The organism is Bifidobacterium sp. FKU (genome assembly GCF_026016385.1).
Taxonomy (GTDB): domain Bacteria; phylum Actinomycetota; class Actinomycetes; order Actinomycetales; family Bifidobacteriaceae; genus Bifidobacterium; species Bifidobacterium infantis.
In genome coordinates this window covers 1,099,252-1,120,486 of the sequence record NZ_CP092888.1, presented here as the reverse complement: position 1 = coordinate 1,120,486, position 21,235 = coordinate 1,099,252, and the positions used below count along the sequence as shown (strand labels likewise).

Annotated in this window: 17 protein-coding genes; 2 read left to right on the top strand and 15 right to left on the bottom strand. The window is 61.0% G+C overall.

Annotated elements, in window-relative coordinates; translation table 11 throughout:
- Positions 1-4: 4 nt before the first annotated feature.
- From MMB48_RS04910 to MMB48_RS04895, 4 genes are all read right to left on the bottom strand, one after another.
- Complete coding sequence (locus MMB48_RS04910) at positions 5-1,009, bottom strand: ABC transporter permease (RefSeq protein ID WP_032745226.1); 1,005 nt, start codon at positions 1,007-1,009, stop codon at positions 5-7.
- Between the two features lie 20 nt (positions 1,010-1,029).
- Positions 1,030-1,956, bottom strand: coding sequence for an ABC transporter permease (locus MMB48_RS04905; protein WP_012577289.1), 927 nt, complete (start codon positions 1,954-1,956; stop codon positions 1,030-1,032).
- 300 nt (positions 1,957-2,256) lie between these two features.
- On the bottom strand, positions 2,257-3,897 hold the full coding sequence (locus MMB48_RS04900) for a peptide ABC transporter substrate-binding protein (RefSeq protein WP_032745228.1): 1,641 nt from the start codon (positions 3,895-3,897) through the stop codon (positions 2,257-2,259).
- 253 nt (positions 3,898-4,150) lie between these two features.
- Positions 4,151-5,170, bottom strand: coding sequence for a tyrosine recombinase XerC (locus MMB48_RS04895; RefSeq protein WP_032745229.1), 1,020 nt, complete (start codon positions 5,168-5,170; stop codon positions 4,151-4,153).
- 172 nt (positions 5,171-5,342) lie between these two features.
- On the opposite strand from MMB48_RS04895, the gene MMB48_RS04890 reads away from it, so the two are divergent.
- Both MMB48_RS04890 and MMB48_RS04885 read left to right on the top strand, forming a co-directional pair.
- A complete protein-coding gene (locus MMB48_RS04890; protein ID WP_021649180.1) occupies positions 5,343-6,155 on the top strand; it encodes an ABC transporter ATP-binding protein in 813 nt (270 codons plus the stop codon).
- Entirely contained in the window at positions 6,152-9,010 is a 2,859-nt protein-coding gene (locus tag MMB48_RS04885) for an ABC transporter permease (protein ID WP_032745231.1), read from the top strand. Before MMB48_RS04890 ends, MMB48_RS04885 begins: the two co-directional genes overlap by 4 nt.
- Before the next feature lie 252 nt (positions 9,011-9,262).
- Here the strand turns inward: MMB48_RS04885 and MMB48_RS04880 are convergent, their stop codons facing one another.
- From MMB48_RS04880 to scpB, 11 genes are all read right to left on the bottom strand, one after another.
- Complete coding sequence (locus tag MMB48_RS04880; protein WP_015438932.1) at positions 9,263-9,520, bottom strand: DUF6725 family protein; 258 nt, start codon at positions 9,518-9,520, stop codon at positions 9,263-9,265.
- 85 nt (positions 9,521-9,605) lie between these two features.
- Positions 9,606-10,622 (bottom strand): prephenate dehydrogenase, encoded by a 1,017-nt coding sequence (locus MMB48_RS04875; protein ID WP_032745233.1) that lies wholly within the window; start codon positions 10,620-10,622, stop codon positions 9,606-9,608.
- Positions 10,616-11,596, bottom strand: coding sequence for a prephenate dehydratase (locus MMB48_RS04870; RefSeq protein WP_016462761.1), 981 nt, complete (start codon positions 11,594-11,596; stop codon positions 10,616-10,618). Before MMB48_RS04870 ends, MMB48_RS04875 begins: the two co-directional genes overlap by 7 nt.
- A 58-nt stretch (positions 11,597-11,654) precedes the next feature.
- The gene (locus MMB48_RS04865) at positions 11,655-12,095 is read right to left on the bottom strand and encodes an alcohol dehydrogenase (protein ID WP_014483627.1); all 441 of its coding nucleotides are present in this window, start codon (positions 12,093-12,095) and stop codon (positions 11,655-11,657) included.
- A 134-nt stretch (positions 12,096-12,229) separates the two neighbouring features.
- Positions 12,230-14,161 (bottom strand): translational GTPase TypA, encoded by a 1,932-nt coding sequence (gene typA / locus MMB48_RS04860; protein ID WP_013140911.1) that lies wholly within the window; start codon positions 14,159-14,161, stop codon positions 12,230-12,232.
- A 188-nt stretch (positions 14,162-14,349) separates the two neighbouring features.
- On the bottom strand, positions 14,350-15,597 hold the full coding sequence (locus MMB48_RS04855; protein WP_032745235.1) for a cysteine desulfurase family protein: 1,248 nt from the start codon (positions 15,595-15,597) through the stop codon (positions 14,350-14,352).
- A gap of 2 nt (positions 15,598-15,599) precedes the next feature.
- On the bottom strand, positions 15,600-16,493 hold the full coding sequence (gene nadC / locus MMB48_RS04850) for a carboxylating nicotinate-nucleotide diphosphorylase (RefSeq protein WP_032745237.1): 894 nt from the start codon (positions 16,491-16,493) through the stop codon (positions 15,600-15,602).
- A 3-nt stretch (positions 16,494-16,496) separates the two neighbouring features.
- A complete protein-coding gene (nadB, locus tag MMB48_RS04845) occupies positions 16,497-18,128 on the bottom strand; it encodes an L-aspartate oxidase (RefSeq protein WP_032745239.1) in 1,632 nt (543 codons plus the stop codon).
- 87 nt (positions 18,129-18,215) lie between these two features.
- Complete coding sequence (gene nadA / locus MMB48_RS04840; protein WP_010080872.1) at positions 18,216-19,496, bottom strand: quinolinate synthase NadA; 1,281 nt, start codon at positions 19,494-19,496, stop codon at positions 18,216-18,218.
- A 59-nt stretch (positions 19,497-19,555) separates the two neighbouring features.
- Positions 19,556-20,383 carry an NUDIX hydrolase gene (locus MMB48_RS04835; RefSeq protein ID WP_012577276.1) on the bottom strand — a complete coding sequence of 276 codons (828 nt, stop codon included), beginning with the start codon at positions 20,381-20,383 and terminating at the stop codon, positions 19,556-19,558.
- A 131-nt stretch (positions 20,384-20,514) separates the two neighbouring features.
- Complete coding sequence (gene scpB / locus MMB48_RS04830) at positions 20,515-21,231, bottom strand: SMC-Scp complex subunit ScpB (RefSeq protein WP_032745241.1); 717 nt, start codon at positions 21,229-21,231, stop codon at positions 20,515-20,517.
- Positions 21,232-21,235 lie beyond the last annotated feature (4 nt).

Sequence of the window (21,235 nt, the reverse complement as noted above, 5' to 3'; positions counted from 1 at the left end):
TTGCTCAGGCCGTTCGGCTCTTCGGGTCGAGGGCGTCCTTGACGGCGTCGCCCATCATGATGAACGCAAGCACGGTGATGGCCAGTGCGGCGGACGGATAGAACAGCACCATCGGATCGGTCTGCAGGTTGGTCTGCGCGCTGGAGATGTCACCCCCCCAGCTCACCGTGGTGGTGGGCAGGCCCACGCCGAGGAAGCTCAGCGTGGCTTCGGCCACGATGTAGGAGGCCAGCGAGGTGGTGGCGATGACGATGATCGGGGCCAGGGAGTTCGGCAGGATGTGACGGAACAGGTTTCTGGCAGGCGTGGAGCCGAGGGCCGTGGAAGCGGTGTTGAATTCGAGGTTCTTCGATTCCAGCACGGCGCTTCGGGCGATACGGCATACGCCGACCCAGCCGAAGAGCGTCAGCACCAGCACGATCTTCCAGATGGACTTGGAGGTCTTGAACATCTGAAGCACCACGATGGCGCCGAGCAGCATAGGCAGCGCGAAGAAGATGTCGGTGATACGGCTCAGCACTGCGTCAATCCAGCCGCCGAAGAAGCCGGCGACGGCGCCGATCAGGGTACCGACGATCACGACCAGCAGCGTGGAGAGCACGCCGACGGACAGCGAGGTACGGGTGCCGTAGACCACGCGGGTGTACACATCGCAGCCTTGCAGGTCGAAGCCGAAGGGATGGCCGGCGGTGGAGGGGCTCAGGGAGTTGCCCAGATCGCAAGCGTTCGGGTCTTGCTTGGTGAACAGGCCCGGTGCGATGGCCACCACGATGATGAAGAGGATCAGCAGCCCGGAGATGATGAACAGCGGGTTGCGGCGCAGGGTTCGCCATGCGTCGGCCCACATGCTGGTGGCCGGAGCAGATTCGTCGACGGAATCGACGTCCTGCAGCGGGGTCTCCTCGATTGGAGCCACGTAGCGGTCTTGACCAGGCAGGGTTTCCATGAAGTATTCGGTTCCCGGTTCGCCGGTCTCGTTGAGTTCGTTCTCAGTGGTTTCGTTTGCCATTATCGCTCACTCCTCCCGGCTCACGCGTAACGGATACGCGGATCGAGGGCCGCGTACAGCAGGTCGACGACGAGGTTGCACACCACGAAGATCAGCATGAGCAACGTGACGATGGACACCACCAGGTTAGCCTCGCCCTTCAGAATGGACTGGTAGGTGAGGAAGCCGATGCCGTGGATGTTGAAGATCTGCTCGGTGATCATGGCACCACCCATCAGGGCGCCGATGTCCTGACCAAGGTAGGTGACGACCGGAATCAGGGAGTTGCGCAGTACGTGGCGCAGCATGACCTGACCGTTCGACATGCCTTTGGCGCGGGCGGTGCGCACGTAATCCTCGGCGATGTTGGAGGAGATTTCGGAGCGAGTCAATCGAATGATGTAGGCCATCGACACCGATCCGAGCACCATGGCCGGCATGAGCAGGTCGATGAAGCCCGGGTCTGCGCCTGCCGTCACCGGCAATATCGTCCACTGAATACCAAAGACATACTGCATGACGAAGCCGGTGACGAAGGTCGGCACGGAAATAAGCAGCAGGGAGACGATCAGGATGACGGTGTCGTACCACTTGCCCTTCTTGAGGCCCGAGATGATGCCGAAGACCACGCCGAAGATCGCCTCGAACACGAACGCCATCAGGCCGAGCCGGATGGTGACCGGGAAGGCGCGGGCGATTTCGTCGAGAACAGGCTGCCCGGCGAAGGTATCGCCGAAGTTCAGGGTCAGTGCATTCTTCAGGTAGATGAAGTACTGAACGATGAACGGCTGGTCGAGATGGTATTCTGCGCGGATCTGGGCTGCGACGGCCTCATTGACGGGCTTGTCTCCGAACATGGCCTTGACGGGGTCGCCCGGCAGGGCGAAGACAAGGGCATAGACCAGAAGTGTCGTACCGAGAACCACGGGGATCATCTGCAGAATGCGTCGCAGAAGATACTTACCCATACGGTTGCTCCTTATTTCCTTGACCGGCCAGAAAGGGTATAGTACGCCCCCGCCGGTCGATAAATACTCCGACAGTTTACCGCATGCCCGGACTGTGATATGTAAATTTGCGTTAACGCAAGGTTTGAGATTGGGCAATGTTGGTGGATATGCCCATGGTTGCGGTCGGATAGTGGATACTTTAACTTGGTTCCCGATGGCGTGAGCAAGCACCCCTCACACAACAAAAAGGGCGGGGATCTTGCGATCCTCGCCCTTTATTTCCGAACTACCTAACGGTATCCGTTCAGTGAGTCAGACTCACTTCTTGGACATCTCGGTGTAGGTCGGGAGGTTCTGCCAATCGAAGGCGTAGCCGGACTTCACGTTGAGGGAAGCCACACCGGAGGCGTTGGAGTAGTACAGCGGGATGGCCGGAAGGTCGTTGAGGAGGATTTCCTCAGCCTGCTGGTACAGCTTGTTGGCGTCATCAGTGCTGGAAGCGGCAGCAGCCTGCTTGCACAGGTCATCGAAGGCCGGGTTCTTGTAGTCACCATCGTTGGAGCCGTTACCATCAGCAGCAGCGGTGGAGTACAGCTGCCACAGGTAGTTCTCGGCGGACGGGTAGTCAGGCTGCCAGCCGGTACGGAAGGCACCCTTCATCTGACGGTTGGTGACCGCGTCACGGAATTCCTGGAAGGTCGGGATCGGGTTGGTGGCCGCGTCGATGCCCAAGTTGTTCTTGAGCTGGTTCACGACGGCGTCGTAAAGCGGCTTGGCACCACCATCGGCGTTGTAGGAGAAGGTGAGCTGGCCGTCGTACTTGGAGATGGCGTCAGCCTTGGCCCACAGTTCCTTGGCCTTGGAGGCGTTGAACTTCAGGTTGTCGGCACCCTTGAGGGAGTCGGAGTAGCCCGGGGTCTTCGGGGAGGTGAACTCGGTGGCGGCGGTGGCGTTGCCGTTCAGCACCTTGTCGATGAGCTGCTTGCGGTTGAGGGCCATGGAGATGGCCTGGCGACGCAGCTGGCCTTCCTCGTCGTTCTTGAAGTGGTCAAGGGAGGACGGGATGGTGAAGGTCTGGATGACGGAGCCGGCCTCGGAGTAAGCCTGGACCTTCTTGTCGGTCTTGAAGGTCTTGGTGAAGGCGGCCGGGACGGACTCCATCACGTCGAGGTTGCCGGCCTGAATGTCGCGGTAGGCGGCGGAGTCGTCGGTGTAGACCTTGAAGGTCACGCCATCGTTCTTGACGTCCTCGTTGCCCTTGTAGTCAGGGTTCTTGACGAGGGCGATTTCCTTGTTGTGGTCCCACTTGGAGAACTTGTACGGGCCGTTGCCCACAGGAGCCTCGCCGAAGGCCTTCGGGTCCTTGTAGAAGGACTCAGGCAGCGGGGCGAAGGCCGAGTAGCCGACCTTAATCGGGAACACGGAGTCGGACTGGTTCAGGTCGACGGTGAAGGTGGTGTCGTCCACGACCTTGAGGCCGGAGAGCTGCTCGTCACCCTTGAGGCCATCCTTCTGCAGATCGTCATAGCCGGCGATGGCGGAGAAGAAGGAGGAGCACTTCTGGGCGTTCTTGGCGTTGGCCACGTAGGACCAGGCCTTGGTGAAGGACTCAGCGGTCACCGGAGTGCCGTCGGTGAACTTCCAGCCAGACTTGATCTTGATGGTGTACTGGGTGGCGTCATCGTTCGGGGTGATGGACTCGGCCACTTCGTTGGAAGCCTTGCCGTCCTTGTCGAAGGAGACCAGACGGGAGAACAGCAGGTCGACCGGCTTGCCGCCGCCGGTTTCGTTGGTGTTGCCCGGGATCAGCGGGTTCTGCGGTTCGGAGTTGTACGCAGTGATGATGTTGGAGCCAGCGGTGTCACCGGAGGCAGCGTTGCTGTTGGAGCCGCCGCAGGCGCTCAGCAGCATGGCCACGGAGCAGGCCATGGCAGCGAAAGCAAGAGCTTTCTTCTTCATATGATTTCTCCTATTCATTAGGTTGCAGGACGTCTCAGCCCCGCCTCATGCGAACGGGACTGGATTCCCCGTCACCCGTGAGACTTGCATCTCACGATGTCTCGAACAATCCAACCCGTTGCTGATTGCCTGACATTTTTGCGCACTTGGGAGACAACCAGTTGCTTTTTTGTTACGCCTATGTAAAATCATGGTCCATTTACCGGCTATGTTCAGCCTTTGCTAAGTTTGTTAACCATCGTCCACATAGTGGTCATGCTCGGGGGAATGCCTGACCGTAACGGTTTTTGAGCTGCTCGATGGACACGTGCGTATAGCGTTGTGTGGTTTTCAAGGAGGAATGCCCAAGCATCTCCTGCACTTCCCTCAAATCAGCTCCCCCATCCAACATGTGCGTGGCTGCCGAATGGCGCAAGGCATGCGGGCTGATGTCCGGAACGCCCGCTTCACGTGCGGCCTTATGCACGATTTCACGCGCCACACGCTGGTTCAGCCGTTTACCACGCATACCGAGGAACAAGGCTCCCTCGTCTGAAAAAAAACCGTTCGGGGGGACGGCTTTTTCAATCGCCAAACGAGCCAGCGCTGGCCGTCCATAATCGATCCAGTCCTGCAATGCCTGCTCCGCAGGCAATCCAAACGGAACCACCCGTTGCTTGTTGCCTTTACCGGTCACTCTGACGGTGCGATTGGAAAAGTCGACATCACGAATATCCAAAGAAACCAATTCGGCCACGCGGATGCCGGTGGCATACAGCAATTCGAGAATCGCCACATCCCGCTGGCGTTCTGCGATTTCCCTCGCCCGATCCGCGCTCCGCCCACGAGCGGAATGAGGACCATCAGCCGAGAAGTCATTGGAGATATCACGATTCTTCCGTTGCAGGGCCTCACTATGCTCACCACAATCAAGAAGCTGCTCGGCCTGCGATTCAGTAAGTACAGTCGGCAAGGTGTTAGGAATCGAGGGGGTCATTAATGTGGCGGCCGGATTGACACCAACCACGCCATGCTCATAGCCCCAAGCGAAGAAACCTCGTACCGCTACGGTTTTGCGGGCCATACTGCTTCTGGCGTGATTGTGCGATTCCGTTGCCATCCAACTACGCAGATCATTCAGCGTGATTTCGTTCAGGCTGACCACACCACGCAACTCGAATAGGTGGAGACAAGCCTCAATGTCGCAACGATACGCTTTTAGCGTATTAGCGGATAGCCCACGATTAGCTCTCAGATAGGAAATAAAGGAGTCGACGTCACTGCTAAACCGCATACTTATCGCTCCTCTGTCGAGTCTTGTGAGCATACTGTCAGATAAACTATAGGCACAGAGCGGCCCCATACACGGGTATCCCCTTTGCCGTGACAACGCCAACCGGCCTTGACTCAGGGAACGAAACCGTATTGGCCGCAAAGAAACGAACTTCCATGATGATTGGGGCAGTATGGCACGGCACAGCGCAAAAGGCGTCGCACAAAGCATCGAACAGGCCGAGGAACAGCACGACCATGTGGTGGCGCGGGCCGTAGATCTGACGAAAACCTACGGTGACGCCGACAGCCAGGTAGTGGCGCTGGATCATGTGAACGTGGAATTCCAGCGCGGCCAGATGACCGCAATCATGGGCCCGTCCGGCTCAGGCAAGTCCACGCTGATGCATTGCATGGCGGGACTCGACCAACCGACTTCCGGCAAGGTGTTTGTCGAAGGCCTCGAAGTGTCTTCGATGGGCCAGAAGCAGCTCACCGACTTGAGACGTGCGCAGATAGGATTCATCTTCCAGTCGTTCAATCTGGTACCCACGCTCTGCGCTGAAGAGAACATCCTGCTGCCTTTGCAAATTGCGAAGAAGCCGATTGACCGCGATTGGTTCAAGCAGGTGGTCAAGGTGGTCGGGCTGGAGAAGCGACTCACCCACCGGCCAAGCCAGCTGTCCGGCGGACAGCAGCAGCGCGTGGCCTGCGCCCGTGCGATGATGGCCCGCCCGTCCGTGATTTTCGCCGATGAGCCCACCGGTAACCTCGATTCTCGTTCTTCACGTGAGGTATTGGGCTTCCTGAAGCAGTCCGTGACCGAATATGGCCAGTCCATTGTGATGGTGACGCATGATCCGCGCGCCGCCTCCTACGCTGACCGCGTGCTGGTTTTGGCCGATGGCCATATTACGCAGGATCTCGACCACCCTACCTATGAGCAGATTCTTGAGGTCTTTGCCGATGACGGTGCGGATGAGGCCGGCAAGGTGGCACAAGCATGATCAAAATCGGATTGCGCGACGCCCGCGCGCATTTCGGGCGATTCGTCATGTCCATCATCGCCATCGCACTAGGCGTGAGCTTTGTGGTCGGCTCGTTCTGTTTCCGTGAAATGATGAACAACCAGGTCTCCGACATGATGGGCACCAGCGCCGACCATGACGTATATGTTCGCGGCTCAAAAGAAGTCAAATCCGACTCCTCCGGCCTGATGGCCGCCTCGTCTTCCTCGAAAACCTATAACACCATCAACGTCGATCTGGCCTCGACCATCGGCGACGTCAAGGGCGTGAAAAGCGCGGAAGTCGTGTATTCCGTGTCCGGCACGGTGCTGGTCGGTAAGGACGGCGCGGCCGTATCCACCATGGGAGCGCCGACATTGGCCGTGGGCTTTGGCAAGGATGTGCCATGGCGTTCCGCCACATTCACTTCGGGCACATGCCCCACCTCGGACGACGAAATCGCCTTGCATTCCTTTGCCGCCGAGAAGGCGAATCTGAAGGTTGGAGACAAAACCAAAGTCGTCTACCCGGACGGGCCGAAAGACGTAACGGTAACCGGTATCTTCGATCTGGATTCCTCGCTTGCCGGTGCCATCATCATCGATATTCCACCATCTTTGGCCAAGACGTACGCCACCCAGCAAAGCGACGACCCGGATAAGACCGACCAGATCGATATCTACGGTAACCTCAAAACCCCGCTGGACGAGCAGGCGCAGCAGGAACTCGCCGACCGTATCAATAAGGCGTTGCCTGCCGGCTCCAAAGCACATGCCATCACCGGCAACCAGCTGCGCGACGAGTCGACCCAATCCGCGCAGGAGGCACTGGGCTTCGTTCAGCCATTGATTCTTATTTTCGCGGTAATTGCCCTGTTCGTGGGCTCGTTCATCATCGCGAACACGTTCTCGATGATCGTGCGCGAATCAATGCGCGGCTACGCAGTGCTGCGATCAATAGGAGCCTCCCCCGCCCAAGTGTTCACCACGGTGATCGTGCAGGCGATTGTGCTCGGTGTGGTCGGTTCCGGCATCGGTATCGGGCTCGGCTGGGGCATGGTCAAAGGCATCGTCGCGATGATGGGTCAGATGGGCACGCCGATGACCGGATCCTCGAATCCGAGCGTCTCGGACATGCTGGTTGGTCTCGCGGTAGGCCTGATCGTCACGCTGATCGGCGCGGCGTTGCCGGCCAGTCGTGCCGCAATGGCCCCGCCCATTCAGGCAATGAACGAGACCGTGAACCCGGAAAAGCCGGTATTGACTCGCGGCATCATCGGCACCACGATGATTGTGGTGGGCGCACTGACCTGGGCCTGGACCTGCCGCATCACACTGGCGGACGGCGATCCGACGCTAATCGGCTGGCTCAACGACTTCGCTTCCTGGACCGGCACCGGCTGGCCGCTTGGCGTGGGCGCGGCGCTTATCGTCATTGGCGTTATTGTGGCGGGCCCGGCTTGGGTCTCCCCTGCCGGCGCGGTTTTGGGCTGGATTCCGGCGCATGTGTTCCAGGTAACGGGCCGGCTCGCCACTCGTAATCTCTCCCAACAGAAGCGCCGCACCTCGAACACGGCGGCGGCCCTATTCGTGGGCGTGGCAATCGTCTCCTGCCTGAGCGTGGTGGCCACCTCGGCCAAGGCCTCGGTGAATGACATCGTCGACACTGGATTAAAGGCTGATTTCTCCATATCGTCCGCGGCATCCGGCCAGATTCCCGACAATGCCGTCGAAGCGATTAAAGGTGTAGATGGGCTGAAGTCCGTGTCTTCAAATCGAATGATTTTCGGTGCGAAGTATGACGGCAAGCAGGTCAAGGGCATGACGTTCGCGGCTCAGGATTCCCTGTTCACTGACGTGTTCGCGCCCGAAATCATTGCAGGTGACGCGAATAAAGCATTGCGTGGCGGCGAACTGGTGGTCGGCGAAGACATCGCCGACGATCAAGGATGGAAAGTCGGCGACACCGTAAAGGTGTCCACCGAGAACACGACGGTAGATGAGGAGGCCACCGCCCAGGCACAGGCCGACTATCAGACACAGGTTCAGGCTCAAATTCAATCGTTGACCGAAGAGGCGCAGAAGCTGGCATTGGCTGGCGATGCGGCGGGAGCGCAGGCCAAATCCGATGAGATTCAACAAGTCACGCAGCAGGCTCAAAACGTGGATCCGGCAACGTTGGTGAAAACCAAGCAGGTCACGGTAATCAAGAAGCTCAAAGTCGGTGCGATCATCTCGAATTCGGTATACCGTTCGTGCGTGTTCGTCAATGATGATTTGGGCGACCAGCTGGGAACCAAGCAGACGATGTTCACCATGCAGATGTATCTGGTGGCCAAGCCGGGCGAGAATCTCGACAAGTTGGAGCAGCGCATCAAGAAGGCGGTCAAGCCGTACTACGTGATTTCGGTGATGAACCGCGACGAATACAAGTCCACGATGGGCTCGATGGTCGATCAGATTCTGTTGGTGCTTTATGCGCTGTTGGCATTGTCCATTGTGATTGCGATTTTCGGCATTGTGAACACGTTGGCGTTATCCGTGTCCGAGCGCACCAAGGAAATCGGTCTGTTGAGGGCCATCGGCACGTCGCGTGGCCAGGTGCGAGGCATGTTGGGCATCGAAGCGGCCATGATCGCCGTGTTCGGCACGGTGATGGGCATGGTGGTCGGCGTCGCGGCAGGCGCTGTGATTCGCGCGGTGTACGAGGCCGACGGTCTGAGTGTGCTCAGCATTCCGTGGGATCAGCTCGGAGTGTTCCTCGTGCTCTCGATTCTGGTGGGTCTCATCGCCTCCGTCTCGCCTGCCTCTCGCGCGCTCAAGCAGCCGGTTCTGGATGCTGTTGCCTCGGAGTAACTGCTGTCACTTCGCAATATTCACTGATATCTCGGAGTAACCCAATGATCTCGTCATCATTCATCTCGCCCAGCGACAGATATTCAGGGAATAACCCCTTTCGTCCTGAACTTCTGTCGCTGAATCGCAGTCAGCAACAGGATTTTAGGGTGAAACCGTTTATTTCCTGAATTTCTGTCACTGAGTTACTGTCAGTGACAGTATTTCAGGGCGAAGCCACTTATTTCCTGAATTTCTGTCGCTAAGCAGTCGTTACGGTCTCGGAGGCGTGACCGGACGCTCCGGTATCGGCTTCAATGTGGCGATTTGCTCCTGATGAATCGTCACGTTTTGTGCTGGACGAGAGCCGTTGGCCGCGGCGTCACGCACCAGTTCCAACGTGTAGCCGTCCCATGAGACCACATGACCCACGTAATCGCGGAATTTCATACGATGGTCAGTGGGATCCACGCCCTCGGTAACACGCACCACCACTCGCGCGCCTGTTGGAATTTGCCTGGGCAACGTCATAATCATCATCCCCTTGCCGTTCCCGATATATCAACTTCGATACGCATTCCACTGTACTCGTCGTACCTGTGAGCAACGGTATTGACTACATGGCAGGGCGCAGCTGAATAATCGCCTGACGCGGGTTGACGAAGCCGATGATGGCTTCACCTCTGCGCGCGGAAAACAGCAAGGTCTGCTGCCAACCGGATTCAGGAACGGTAAGCTCGCGTTCCGGCAAGCTCTCGGCTGCACCGTCACTCGCATGTGTGAGTGCGGACTTGTACTGGCGGAACGGGTTGCCTTCAGCAAAGAACCGAATCACGTCGGTTTCGTCGCCGTCATGCAATTGGTCGGCCATATCAGTCAGACGCTTGGCCATACGGCGAAGCAACGCTTCGACATTCAACGCATCCTCCTCGACCATCGCACGCGTGCGATTAGGGTCGGTCAGAGCCACACGGGTCATATCCCTCCAGCAGCCAGCGGCCAATGCGGCCGCAATATTGCGATCGGGGTAGGCAGACAGTTCGTTGATCAACGCGGTGGATACCACGTGTGGCATATGGGAGATCATTGCCGCAGCTTTGTCGTGCGTCTCATCGTCCAGCACGATGAGACGGTTGCCAACACCTTTGGTAATCAAAGCGGCCACGTCAAGGAATCGTTGATAATTCGTGGCACTATCAACGGTCACCGCCCATAGTGCATCATCGTACAGATGCGGGTCTGCAGCCTGCCAACCGGACAATTCGTTGCCGGCCATCGGGTGGGCACCCACATAGCACTCCCCCAATCCGGCGGCTTCGACCTGCTCGCGAACCATGCTTTTGACCGAGCCCACATCAGTGATGGTGGTACGCGGATGTTCGACCATAAGAGGAGCCAACGAGTCAAGCATTGCAGGCATGGCTTTCAGCGGATTGCACAACACGACCACATCCGGCTCAGCATCCATGAGCTCAGCCAATGTGCTTTTGCAGAATATGCCATCTGCCTCGGCTTGAGCATAAGGATGCGGGCGATGGTTCCATGCGACTACACGTATGCCCCGCTCGGCCAGGCGCCGGGCAAGGGAACCGCCAATCAGTCCCAGTCCAATGATTCCGACTGTATTTACCACAACAATTCCCTCCTGGCCTCTTCGGTGTGTTGCCAGCCTTCTGACGGATGCTCAGCATCGACATGGACACCACCTTCGGGCAACATCCATGCATCAACCGGCGGGCTGGGACGTTCACGACGTGGGTATACAGCCAGAGTCTTAGCCCAATCACCATGTTCGGCAATTTCTTCGAGCACGGCATGAAACTTGGGCTCCCGCGGCGCGGCATCAAGCGTGGCGATGAAACTATAAGTGCCATCGTTCCCCTTTATGGGGCGGGAAATGAAGCTGGTCATATTCAGTCCTGCGTCACGCAGCACATCAAGCAGATCGGCCAATACACCAGGACCTGTGACCAGCGGAATGAATGTGATGATGGTTTCAAAATCGTCGGCATTATTGCGATGCGCGCGGGCATTGAGATCCTGAACCACATCTCGCGGAGCAATGACAAGGAATTCAGTGCGGGCTCCCTCGAAATCCTGCACATGTTCGGCAAGGGTATCCAGGTTGTACAACTCACCACAGATGCTGGGACCGAGCGCCACTTGGCCGGGCTGCAAATCGCGGCAGGCAGCGGCATTGGACGATGAGGGCTCGGGCTTGAGATGATGTTCGGCGATGAATCGTTTGCATTGCGCCAGACCATGGGCGTGAGCGCTGACGATGCCGCCGGTGCAATCATAAATGCCGTGACCTCGCACCGTGAAAGCATTAAAGGCCACATCCACACTGACACGGGCAAAACCCGCTACATCAGTGGCATCAATCAGGGCATCGAGGTTGGGCACCACATACCCTTCGACGTTGTTTTCCCAAGCGATCACGCCCCAACCCTGACGCGATTCGACGGCTTGCATGATGGCAGGTACATCCGGTAGAGCAACGAGGTCAAAGTCCCCGAGCGGTGCGAACCGATTGGCGGCCGTCATTGCCGCCTGATGGGTGAATGTGCCCTCCGGGCCCAAATAGAACAGTTTCATGCGTGCCATAAGGTTCTATGGTAGCGGGTTTGAGGGCGATGGCTGCGCTTTTGCTCAGCGATGGTCTCTATCGGGATTGCTTCGGCATAACGCTGAACCAACGTGCGGGAAGGACGAGCAGGATCACTTGGACGAGAATCAGGCCGTAGAGCCAGATGTATCCGGCATGCTGGGCGAAGAACGGCATCTCGCCTTGGAATCCGGCGACAATCAGCGCCTTGCCTGAGGTGGTGGTCACGGCCATGCCCCAGACAGTCAGGGAAGATGCGATGAGATGCAAAGCCAGACCAACCACGCCCATGCGTGAGCGGGCACACCATGTCGACAGGCCAATAATCAGGAACGCAAGAACCAATCCGTATGGAATGTTCAATTCAGCCCCCATACGATGGGCGAACGTGCCCACAAAGGCAGACGCCACGCCCGCCGCAATCGTGATCAATACTTTGACCAGCACGTTCTGACGATGCGACCACGGACGCAAATCGGTATTGCTCTTCACAGTCATGCGTTTCAGTATAGATATAGACATGCCCCCGCTGGCGGGGCTGTCGAACGAAGTGAGACTGGGAGGGTGGTTTACAGTGACCACCCCAGTCGGCTCCGCCGACAGCCCCCCGCCAGCGGGGGGGCAATTCGGAATCACTTACCCTGCTGGGCGGCGTTCTGGCGGCGCTGCTTGGCGCGCCACTTGTACCAGTCCTCACGGCCGAGGATGATCTTGCGCACGCGGATGGACTCCGGGGTGACTTCCACGCACTCGTCCTCGTTGGCGAAGTCCAGGGACTCCTCAAGGCTCATCTTGATCGGCGGGGTCAGGGTTTCGAGCACGTCAGCGGTGGAGGAACGCATGTTGGTCATGTGCTTGGCCAGCGTGATGTTCACATCCAGCTCGTCGGGCTTGTTGTTCACGCCCACGACCTGACCCTCGTACACCGGGGACTGCGGTTCGACGAAGAAGTTGCCACGGGCCTGCAGACGCTGCATGGCATACGGAGTGGCCACACCCTGACGATCGGAAACCATGGAACCGTTCTGACGAATGGTGATGGCACCAGCCCACGGAGCATAGCCAGCGGAGATGGAGGAGGAAATGCCGGTGCCGCGAGTGGCGGACAGCAGAGCAGTGCGGAAGCCGATCAGACCACGGGACGGCACGGTGAACTGCAGGCGGACCCAACCGGAGCCGTGGTTGGTCATGCCATCCATGCGTCCCTTGCGGTCGGCCATGAGCTGGGTGACGGTGCCCATGTACTCTTCCGGCACGTCGATGGTGGTGTTTTCCATCGGCTCGTTGACCACGCCGTCGATCTTCTTGGTGACCACCTGCGGGCGGCCGACGGTCAGCTCGTAGCCTTCGCGACGCATCTGCTCGGCGAGCACGGCCAGCGCCAGCTCGCCACGGCCCTGGACCTCCCAGGCGTCGGGGCGGTCGGTGGGCAATACCTTGATGGAGACGTTGCCGATGAGCTCGCGGTCCAGACGGTCCTTGATCATGCGGGCGGTGAGCTTGTGGTCCTTGCCCTCGGTGCCGGCCAGCGGGGAGTCGTTGGTGCCGAAGGTCATGGAGATGGCCGGATCGTCCACATGGATGAGCGGCAGCGGCTTCGGATCGTTGGGGTCGACGATGGTCTCGCCGATCATGATGTCGTTGACGCCGGCGACGGCCACGATGTCACCGGGGCCTGCGGACTCGACCGGGATACGATCAAGACCCTGGGTGCGCAGCAGTTCGGAGACGCGGAAGTTCTCGAGGGAGCCGTCCACACGGGACAGGCCGTAGGTCTTGCCTTTCTCAAGGGTGCCGTTGTAGATACGGACCAGACCGAGTCGGCCGAGGAAGTCGGAGGAGTCGATGTTGGCCACGTGAGCCTGCAGCGGGGCGCCTTCCTCGTATTCGGGGGCCGGAATGGTGGAGATGATGGCTTCGAACAGCGGCTCGAGGTTGTCGTTGTCCGGCAGGCCACCGTCGGCGGGCTGGTTCACGGAGGCGTAGCCGGCCTTGGCGGCGCAGTAGATGACCGGCATTTCAAGCAGCTGGTCAAGGTTCAGGTCGATGCCCTCGTGCTGCACATCGTCGGCCAGGCCGAGCAGCAGGTCGGAGGTTTCGCCGACGACCTCTTCGATACGGGCGTCGGGGCGGTCGACCTTGTTCACGCACAGGATGACCGGCAGCTTGGCTTCGAGGGCCTTGCGCAGCACGAAGCGGGTCTGCGGCAGCGGGCCTTCGGAGGCATCCACGAGCAGCACGACGCCGTCGACCATGGAGATGCCGCGCTCGACCTCGCCGCCGAAATCGGCGTGGCCGGGGGTGTCGATGATGTTGAGGGTGATGCCCTCCGGGTGGCCGTACTTGGCGGCCAGCGGACCGGCGTATTCCACGGCCGTGTTCTTGGCGAGAATGGTGATACCCTTCTCGCGTTCCAGATCGTTGGAATCCATTACACGATCCGGCACTTCCTCACGCTCGGAAAACACGTGCGACTGCTGAAGCATGGCATTGACCAGGGTGGTCTTGCCGTGATCGACGTGAGCCACAATCGCCACATTACGGATATCTCCACGAACCGCCATCGAAACCTCTCTTAATGCTGATTCTTTTGCGTAATCGTTCGGTACTTGCGTTCTCGAGTACTTGAGTATCTACTCTGAGGTGTTATGTATACCTGCACACAAACCGTCACGATGATACTTGCACGGCTTGACCACGCGGCGAGCGCCCCCCCCCCGCGGATCGTCCGGGCCGGACCGACGGTGCCGGGTCAACGCCGGGTCAGGGCGGCATAGGACTCTTCGAGGGCCAGGCTGACCCGTTCGATCTGCTCGCGGGCCAATGGCCTGCGGAACGTCATGCGCAATGCCGATTTGGCGACGGACGGTTCGAGGCCCATCGCCAGCAACGTGGCAGGAATCTCGTGGCGTCCGATGGCGCAGGCCGAACCGGAGGAGGCTGCGATGCCGCGCGCGTCCAGATCGACCAGCAGCGCCTCGCCGGTGACGCCGGGAAAGACGAAGGAGGCGTGACCGGGCAGACGGCGCACGGGGTCGCCGGTCAGGTCGGCGCGGGGCACGACCCGGCGAACCGCATCGATGAGCATGTCTCGGGACGCGACCAATTCACGGTACTGCGCCTGCATGCGCGCATTCGATTCATTAAGTCCGATGGCGAGCGCCACGGCACCGGCCACGTTCTGTGTGCCGGAGCGCAGGCCCCGTTCCTGCCCTCCGCCGGACAGCACCGGTTCGATGGGCGTGCGGCCGCGTACCAGCAGTGCGCCCAGACCTTTGGGCGTGCCGAATTTGTGTCCGGATACGGACAGGGCGTCCACATCCCAGTCACGAAAACGAATCGGAATCTGGCCGGCGGCCTGTACGGCGTCCACATGGATGGGCACGCCGTGCGCGTGGGCGATGCGGACCAGTTCCTCCACGGGTTCCACGGTGCCGACCTCGTTGTTGGCCAGCATGGTGGAGACCAGCGTGGTACGTTCGCCGGCCTCGCCGTCAAGCTCGCGTTCGAGCGCGTCAAGATCGAGATGCGCCTGCGCATCCACGGGAATGCGCACGACTTCGAAGCCGAACCATTCGTGCAGCCATGCCGCCGATTGGGCCACGGCCGGGTGCTCGATGGAGGAGATGATGATGCGCAGACGACAATTTGCCGGCTGTTCGCCATCGGCTTCGGCGAATCCGTAGACCGGCCGCAAGCCCAGTTTGCGCATGCGCGCCATGGCGATGCCTTTGATGGCCAGATTGTCCGATTCGGTGCCGCCTGAGGTGAAGATCACGTCATCCGGCCGGGCGCCCAATGCCGCGGCGAACGATGCGCGTGCCGCGTCCAGCGCACGGGCCGCGGTTTTGCCGGGCTGGTGCACACTGGCCGGATTGGCGTAGGCGTCAGTCAGGAATGGGGTCATGGCCTCGATGACGGCCGGGCTCACCGGTTCGGTGGCGGCGGCGTCCAGGTACAGTTCGCCGGCTTCGCTGGACGTGTTGGGGGTATCGGCCATGACTAGTTCCAATCCAATCCGAGGTCGATGCTACGCACGGAGTGGGTGAGCGCACCCACGGAGATCACGTCCACGCCGGTGGCGGCCACGGCTGGCACTCGCTCCAGGCTCATGTTGCCGCTGGCTTCCACGATGGCCTTGCCGTCGATGAGCTCCACGCCGCGACGGGTGTCGTCGAGCGAGAAATTGTCCAGCATGATGGTGTCCGCTCCGCCGGCGAGCACGGCGGGAATCTGGTCAAGGCGGTCGACTTCCACTTCGATATGCGTGGTGTGGCCCACCTGTTCGCGCACGTGGCGGATCGCGCCGGCCAGGTCGATGCCGCGCGCGGCGAGCGCCGCCAGATGGTTGTCCTTCATCATGACCGCGTCGGACAGTCCGTAGCGATGGTTGTGGCCACCGCCACAGACCACGGCGTATTTCTCGAACGGGCGCAGGCCGGGCGTGGTTTTGCGCGTATCGACGATGCGGGTGCGCTCGTAGCGGCGTGGCCGGGTGACGGGTCCGTCATAGTCGTCGCCGTAGATGGCGTTCACCGCGTCCACGAAGGCGCCGGTCATGGTGGCGATGCCGCTCATGCGCTGGGTGAAGTTGAGGGCGATGCGCTCGGCGGTGAGCAGGTCGCGTACCGGGCCTTCCACGGTGGCGAGTATCTGGCCGCGCTGGAATCGCTCACCGTCCTTGATGGTGACGGTGACGGTGACGGCCGGGTTCTGTGCGGCGAAGGCTGCGGCGAACACGTCGATGCCGCTCATCACACCGTTTTCGCGCGCGGTGAGGTGGGCCGAGCCGGTTTCGTCCGCGGGGATGGTGGTCTCGCAGGTGATGTCGCCGTAGGGCGCGTCTTCGGCGAGCGCCGCTTCGACGGCGGTGCGGATGATGTGTGATGTGAGCATGGGTCAGTCCTTGATGTAGGCGACGGAGTGGGCCCAGTTGTCGACTGGCTCGCTGTAGTCGGTGCGTGCGTGGGCGCCTCTCGACTCGGTGCGGGCGAGCGCGGCGGTGGCGGCCACATAGCCTACGGTGAGCATGTTGCGGTTCTCCAAAGCCTCAACGCTACTTGCAGCGCCATCGGCGTTTATATCAGCCTGGGCGTTTGCGGCGGCGAGGCCTTGGCCGAGTTCGGCGATGGCGGTTTTCAGTCCGGCCTCGTCGCGCAGTACGCCGACGCCATGCCACATGGTGTTCTGGATACGGGTACGGTCCCACACCTTGTCGGCGGCGGTATCGTCAGCAGCAGCCGTAGCGGCAGGAGCGGCCAACGCGATCGGCGCATGGTCGAACACGGCACCGGTGGCGGAGTTCAGGAACGGTTCGGGTGCCCAGACCGCGTCGTCACCGTCCGCGACGGCGGCAAGACCGGCGCGGCGTCCGTAGACAAGTCCTTCGAGCAGCGAGTTGGAGGCAAGGCGGTTGGAGCCCATGACACCGGTGCGGGCGCATTCGCCGGCCGCGTACAGGCCGGGGATGGAGGTCCGGGCGTCCAGATCGGTGCGAATGCCTCCCATGTAGTAGTGCGCGGCGGGCGCCACCGGGATCGGCTCCTTGCTCCAGTCGAAGCCAAGCGAACGCGTATAGGCGTCGATGGTCGGGAATCGGTGGGCCAGGAAGCTGGCCAGGTCGGGGTTCTCGCGGGTCATCGGCGAGACGTCGAGCATCACGGGCTTGCCGCCTTGCGCCTGCATCACGCGGAAGTTCTCGCGGGCCACGACGTCGCGCGGTGCGAGTTCGGCGCGCGGATCGATGTCCTTCATATACCGGTGGCCGTGTTCGTCCAGCAGCACCGCGCCTTCGCCGCGCACGGCTTCGGAGACGAGGAAGTGCTCGCCCACGGCCATGGCGGTGGGATGGAACTGGTAGAACTCCAGATCGGCGACCTGGGCGCCCGCACGCCATGCGGCGGCGAGGCCGTCCGCGGTGGCGACCGGCGGATTGGTGGTGTACGGGTACATACGGCCTGCTCCACCGGCGGCCAAGATCACCCGGTCGGCGGCCAGATCCTTGTCCTGCCCGTCGATCAGCAGGCGGACGCCGGCGATGTGGCCGTCCCGCACGATGAGGTCTTTGAGGAAGGCGTTCTCGATGATGTGGATGCGCGGGTTCTTGCGCACCATGGCGGAGACGTCCAGTTCGAGCACTTTGCCGGTGGCGTCTCCCCCGGCATGCACCACGCGGGCGCGCGAATGAGCCGCTTCCAGGCCGCGCAGCATGTGTCCCTGCGCGTCGCGGTCGAAGTGGACGCCGGCCGCGGCGAACTCGCGGACGCGCTCCGCACCCTCACGGGTGAGGATGTCCACGGCCTTCGGGTCGCACAGGCCGTGGCCCGCGGCCATGGTGTCGGCGGCGTGCAGCTTCGGGTCGTCGTCGGAGAAGATGGCCGCAGCGATGCCGCCCTGCGCATGATAGGTGTTCGATTCCACCAGTTCGGCCTTGGTTACCAAGGTCACGTCGTGTCCGGTGCCGGCCACGGCCAGTGCCGCGGACAGTCCGGCGACGCCTGCGCCCACGACGACGATTTCGGTGTTGCTCATTGTGTTGCTTTCCTCTGTTTTTGCGTCATCTGCCCCCTCAGTCACCTACGGTGACAGCTCCCCTCAGGGAGGGGAGCTAGAAGCATGTCACGGGTGAACGCGCAGCATGCGCTCCAGTGCCACCTTGGCTTCGCGGGCGGTGTCTTCGTCCACGGTGATGCGATTGACCACGTTGCCGGCTTCAAGGTTCTCCAAAGCCCAAGCCAGGTAAGCCGGGTGGATGCGGTACATCGTGGAGCAGGGGCAGACCACGGGGTCCAGGCAGAACACGGTCTTGTCCGGGTACTGCGCGGCCAGACGGTTCACCAGGTTGATTTCGGTGCCCACGGCGATGGCGGATCCGGCGGGTGCGTTGGCGATCTCCTTGACGATGTACGCGGTGGAGCCAGTGCCGTCGGCGGCGTCGACCACCTGCATCGAGCACTCGGGGTGCACGATCACCTTGACGCCCGGGTATGCCTTGCGGGCGCGTTCGACCTGTTCGACGGTGAAACGCTGGTGCACGGAGCAGAAGCCCTTCCACAGAATCATCTTGGCGCGGGCGTAGTCGGCCGGATCGGCGGCGCCGCCCTGTGCCTTGAACGGATCCCACAGCGGCATCTCGCTAAGCGGAATGCCCATCGCGCGGGCGGTGTTGCGGCCCAGGTGCTGGTCCGGGAAGAACAGCACGCGCTTGCCGCGGGCGAACGCCCATTCCAGCACGGCGTGCGCATTGGACGAGGTGCATACAATGCCGCCGTTGCGTCCGCAGAACGCTTTCAGCGCGGCGGATGAGTTCATGTAGGTGACCGGGATGATCTGCTGCAAGCCATCGGAGTCGGGCTGGGTGCCGCAGATCTCGCCGAGCTGGTCCCAGCATTCCTGGACCTGGTCGATGTTGGCCATATCGGCCATCGAGCAGCCGGCGGACAGGTTGGGCAGGGTCACGCTCTGTTCGGGCGTGGAGAGGATGTCGGCGGTTTCGGCCATGAAGTGCACGCCGCAGAACACGATGTGGTCGGCGTCCGGGCGTTCGGTGGCGTTCTTGGCCAGCTGGAAGGAGTCGCCCACGAAATCGGCGTGCTTGATGATCTCGTCACGCTGGTAGAAGTGGCCCAGAATCAACAGTTTGGAGCCAAGACGCTGCTTGGCGTCGGTGATGCGCTGCTGCAGTTCCTCGTCGGAGGCCTTGCGGTATTCGTCCGGCAGCACCTGCTGGCGCGGCGCGTTGGCGGGCAGACGGTCGAGCATCGAGGCACCGGGACCGTAGCTGGGTGTGGTGGTGTCGAAATGCCATGGATCCTGGGTCAGTCCTGCATCGCAGGTGCTTTGCGCGCCCAGCTTGGCGATGATCTCGTCAACAGACGGCGCAGTGGATAGTGCGGTCATAGCGGTTCCTTTCCTATATACGTCTGTGGTGCCGGCCCGAAGCGGGTCGGCGGGAAAAATCAGATGCGCGCGGATGGGATCAGCGCGTCGAGAGCGTCTTCACGCTCGCCTTGTCTGGACAGTTCCACGATGTCGTCGCCATCGGATTCGTGGGGCGTACCGTTCTCGACAAGTCGTTTGGGGATGTAGCGGTAGACGGTGGCCGGTCGTTGGCGGCCTTCGCGCACCTTCTCCCCGGTGTCTTCAAGATCTCCCGAGGCAAGCATTTTGCGGCGGAAGTTCGCCAAGTCGAGGGTTTCGCCGCCAATCGCCTCATAGACGCCGTGCAGTTGGCGCAGGGTGAACGTGGGGCCGAGCAGTCGGGTGGCCACGTCGGAGTATTCGATTTTGGAGCGCAGGCGGAGCAGCGCGTAGTCGATGATCTGGCGATGGTCGAACGCCAGCTCGGGCAGTTCGTCTTCGGGGAACCATCGTACGTTGTCACCATCCTCGAAGCCCGCGGCCTCGGTCTGGCCGACGAGCGCCCAGTACACGACGGATACCATGGGCAATCCGCCATGAGACCGGGTCGGGCCTCCAAAGGTGTACAGCTGTTCGAGGTATCGCGGGTGCAGGTCTGTGGTCGATTCGAGGGCCGCGTAGGCAGACTGTTCCAACGACCGGTCGGAGCGCAGGTCGCCGCCGGGCAATGCCCAGCAGCCCAGGAACGGCTGACGGACGCGCTTGACCAAGGGCAGCCAGAGACGGGAATGGGCCGAGTTCGCGGCGTTGCCGGAATCGGCGGCACTGTTGCCGGTATCGCCTTTCGGGCCGAGTGCCAGAATCACCACTGACACGCCGACCTGTGGCGGTGCGCTGCGGCGCTCGGACACATTGCCGAATCCCATGCCATGCCTCTTTCCATACCGGTTGTTCTCCCTGCATTGAGAGCATAGCACTACTTATAGTCACAATGACCATAAATCACATATTGGATGGTCTAGCGCACGAATATTGGTCAGGTAGCGGGCCCCAATCGCTACGAAATCACGTCCGTGTCTTCCGATTTCGACTGTGTCATTTCGGCGACGGGTGGGAGGAACGGCGCTAGGGAGGGTAGTTCGTCGAGACTCTTCAGGCCCATTTGGTCGAGGAAGGATTCGGAGGTGACCAAAAGGGCCGCGCGGGATTCGGGGTCCACGCCGTCTTCCTTGATAAGGCCGCGTACCGTGAGCGAGCGAATCACGCCATCGGAGTTGACACCGCGGATCGCGGCCACTTGGGCTCGGGTGACGGGCTGGCGATAGGCCACGATGGCAAGCGCCTCCAGTGCGGCCTGACTGAGTCTCGCAGTCTGGCCGTCGGTGACGAATAATGAGACGACCGGCTCGAACGCGGCGCGACTGGCGAACTGCCAGCCACGAGCGGTGCGGCGCAGTTCGAAGCCGCGCGGGCGGATGCCACGGGATTCATCGCCCTCATAGTCATCGTGCAGGGCTTGCAATGCCCCTTCGACTGTGTTGCGGTCCAATGCCAAAATGCGGGCCAGCTCGGTGGCGGTCTGCGGCTGGTCGGAGACCATCAGAATCGCTTCCAGACATGCGGGCAGCCCGCCGGGAAAAACGTCTACCGTGAAATCCACGTATTGGGGCCGCGCCTCCTCCACTCCCCTCACCGCGGCCTTTGCGGATCCAGCCGTCGATTCCGTATCTGCCATGTGTTCGGTTGCATTCGTTGCGTCAATCCGCTCAGTCACCAGT

Coding starts and splice junctions, on each gene's coding strand:
- MMB48_RS04910 (WP_032745226.1), bottom strand. CDS start 1,009: ATGGCAAACGAAACCACTGAGAACGAACTCAACGAGACCGGCGAACCG.
- MMB48_RS04905 (WP_012577289.1), bottom strand. CDS start 1,956: ATGGGTAAGTATCTTCTGCGACGCATTCTGCAGATGATCCCCGTGGTT.
- MMB48_RS04900 (WP_032745228.1), bottom strand. CDS start 3,897: ATGAAGAAGAAAGCTCTTGCTTTCGCTGCCATGGCCTGCTCCGTGGCC.
- MMB48_RS04855 (WP_032745235.1), bottom strand. CDS start 15,597: ATGGCCGATACCCCCAACACGTCCAGCGAAGCCGGCGAACTGTACCTG.
- typA (WP_013140911.1), bottom strand. CDS start 14,161: ATGGCGGTTCGTGGAGATATCCGTAATGTGGCGATTGTGGCTCACGTC.
- MMB48_RS04890 (WP_021649180.1), top strand. CDS start 5,343: ATGGCACGGCACAGCGCAAAAGGCGTCGCACAAAGCATCGAACAGGCC.
- MMB48_RS04880 (WP_015438932.1), bottom strand. CDS start 9,520: ATGACGTTGCCCAGGCAAATTCCAACAGGCGCGCGAGTGGTGGTGCGT.
- nadB (WP_032745239.1), bottom strand. CDS start 18,128: ATGAGCAACACCGAAATCGTCGTCGTGGGCGCAGGCGTCGCCGGACTG.
- nadA (WP_010080872.1), bottom strand. CDS start 19,496: ATGACCGCACTATCCACTGCGCCGTCTGTTGACGAGATCATCGCCAAG.
- MMB48_RS04865 (WP_014483627.1), bottom strand. CDS start 12,095: ATGACTGTGAAGAGCAATACCGATTTGCGTCCGTGGTCGCATCGTCAG.
- nadC (WP_032745237.1), bottom strand. CDS start 16,493: ATGCTCACATCACACATCATCCGCACCGCCGTCGAAGCGGCGCTCGCC.
- MMB48_RS04835 (WP_012577276.1), bottom strand. CDS start 20,383: ATGGGATTCGGCAATGTGTCCGAGCGCCGCAGCGCACCGCCACAGGTC.
- MMB48_RS04895 (WP_032745229.1), bottom strand. CDS start 5,170: ATGCGGTTTAGCAGTGACGTCGACTCCTTTATTTCCTATCTGAGAGCT.
- MMB48_RS04885 (WP_032745231.1), top strand. CDS start 6,152: ATGATCAAAATCGGATTGCGCGACGCCCGCGCGCATTTCGGGCGATTC.
- MMB48_RS04870 (WP_016462761.1), bottom strand. CDS start 11,596: ATGGCACGCATGAAACTGTTCTATTTGGGCCCGGAGGGCACATTCACC.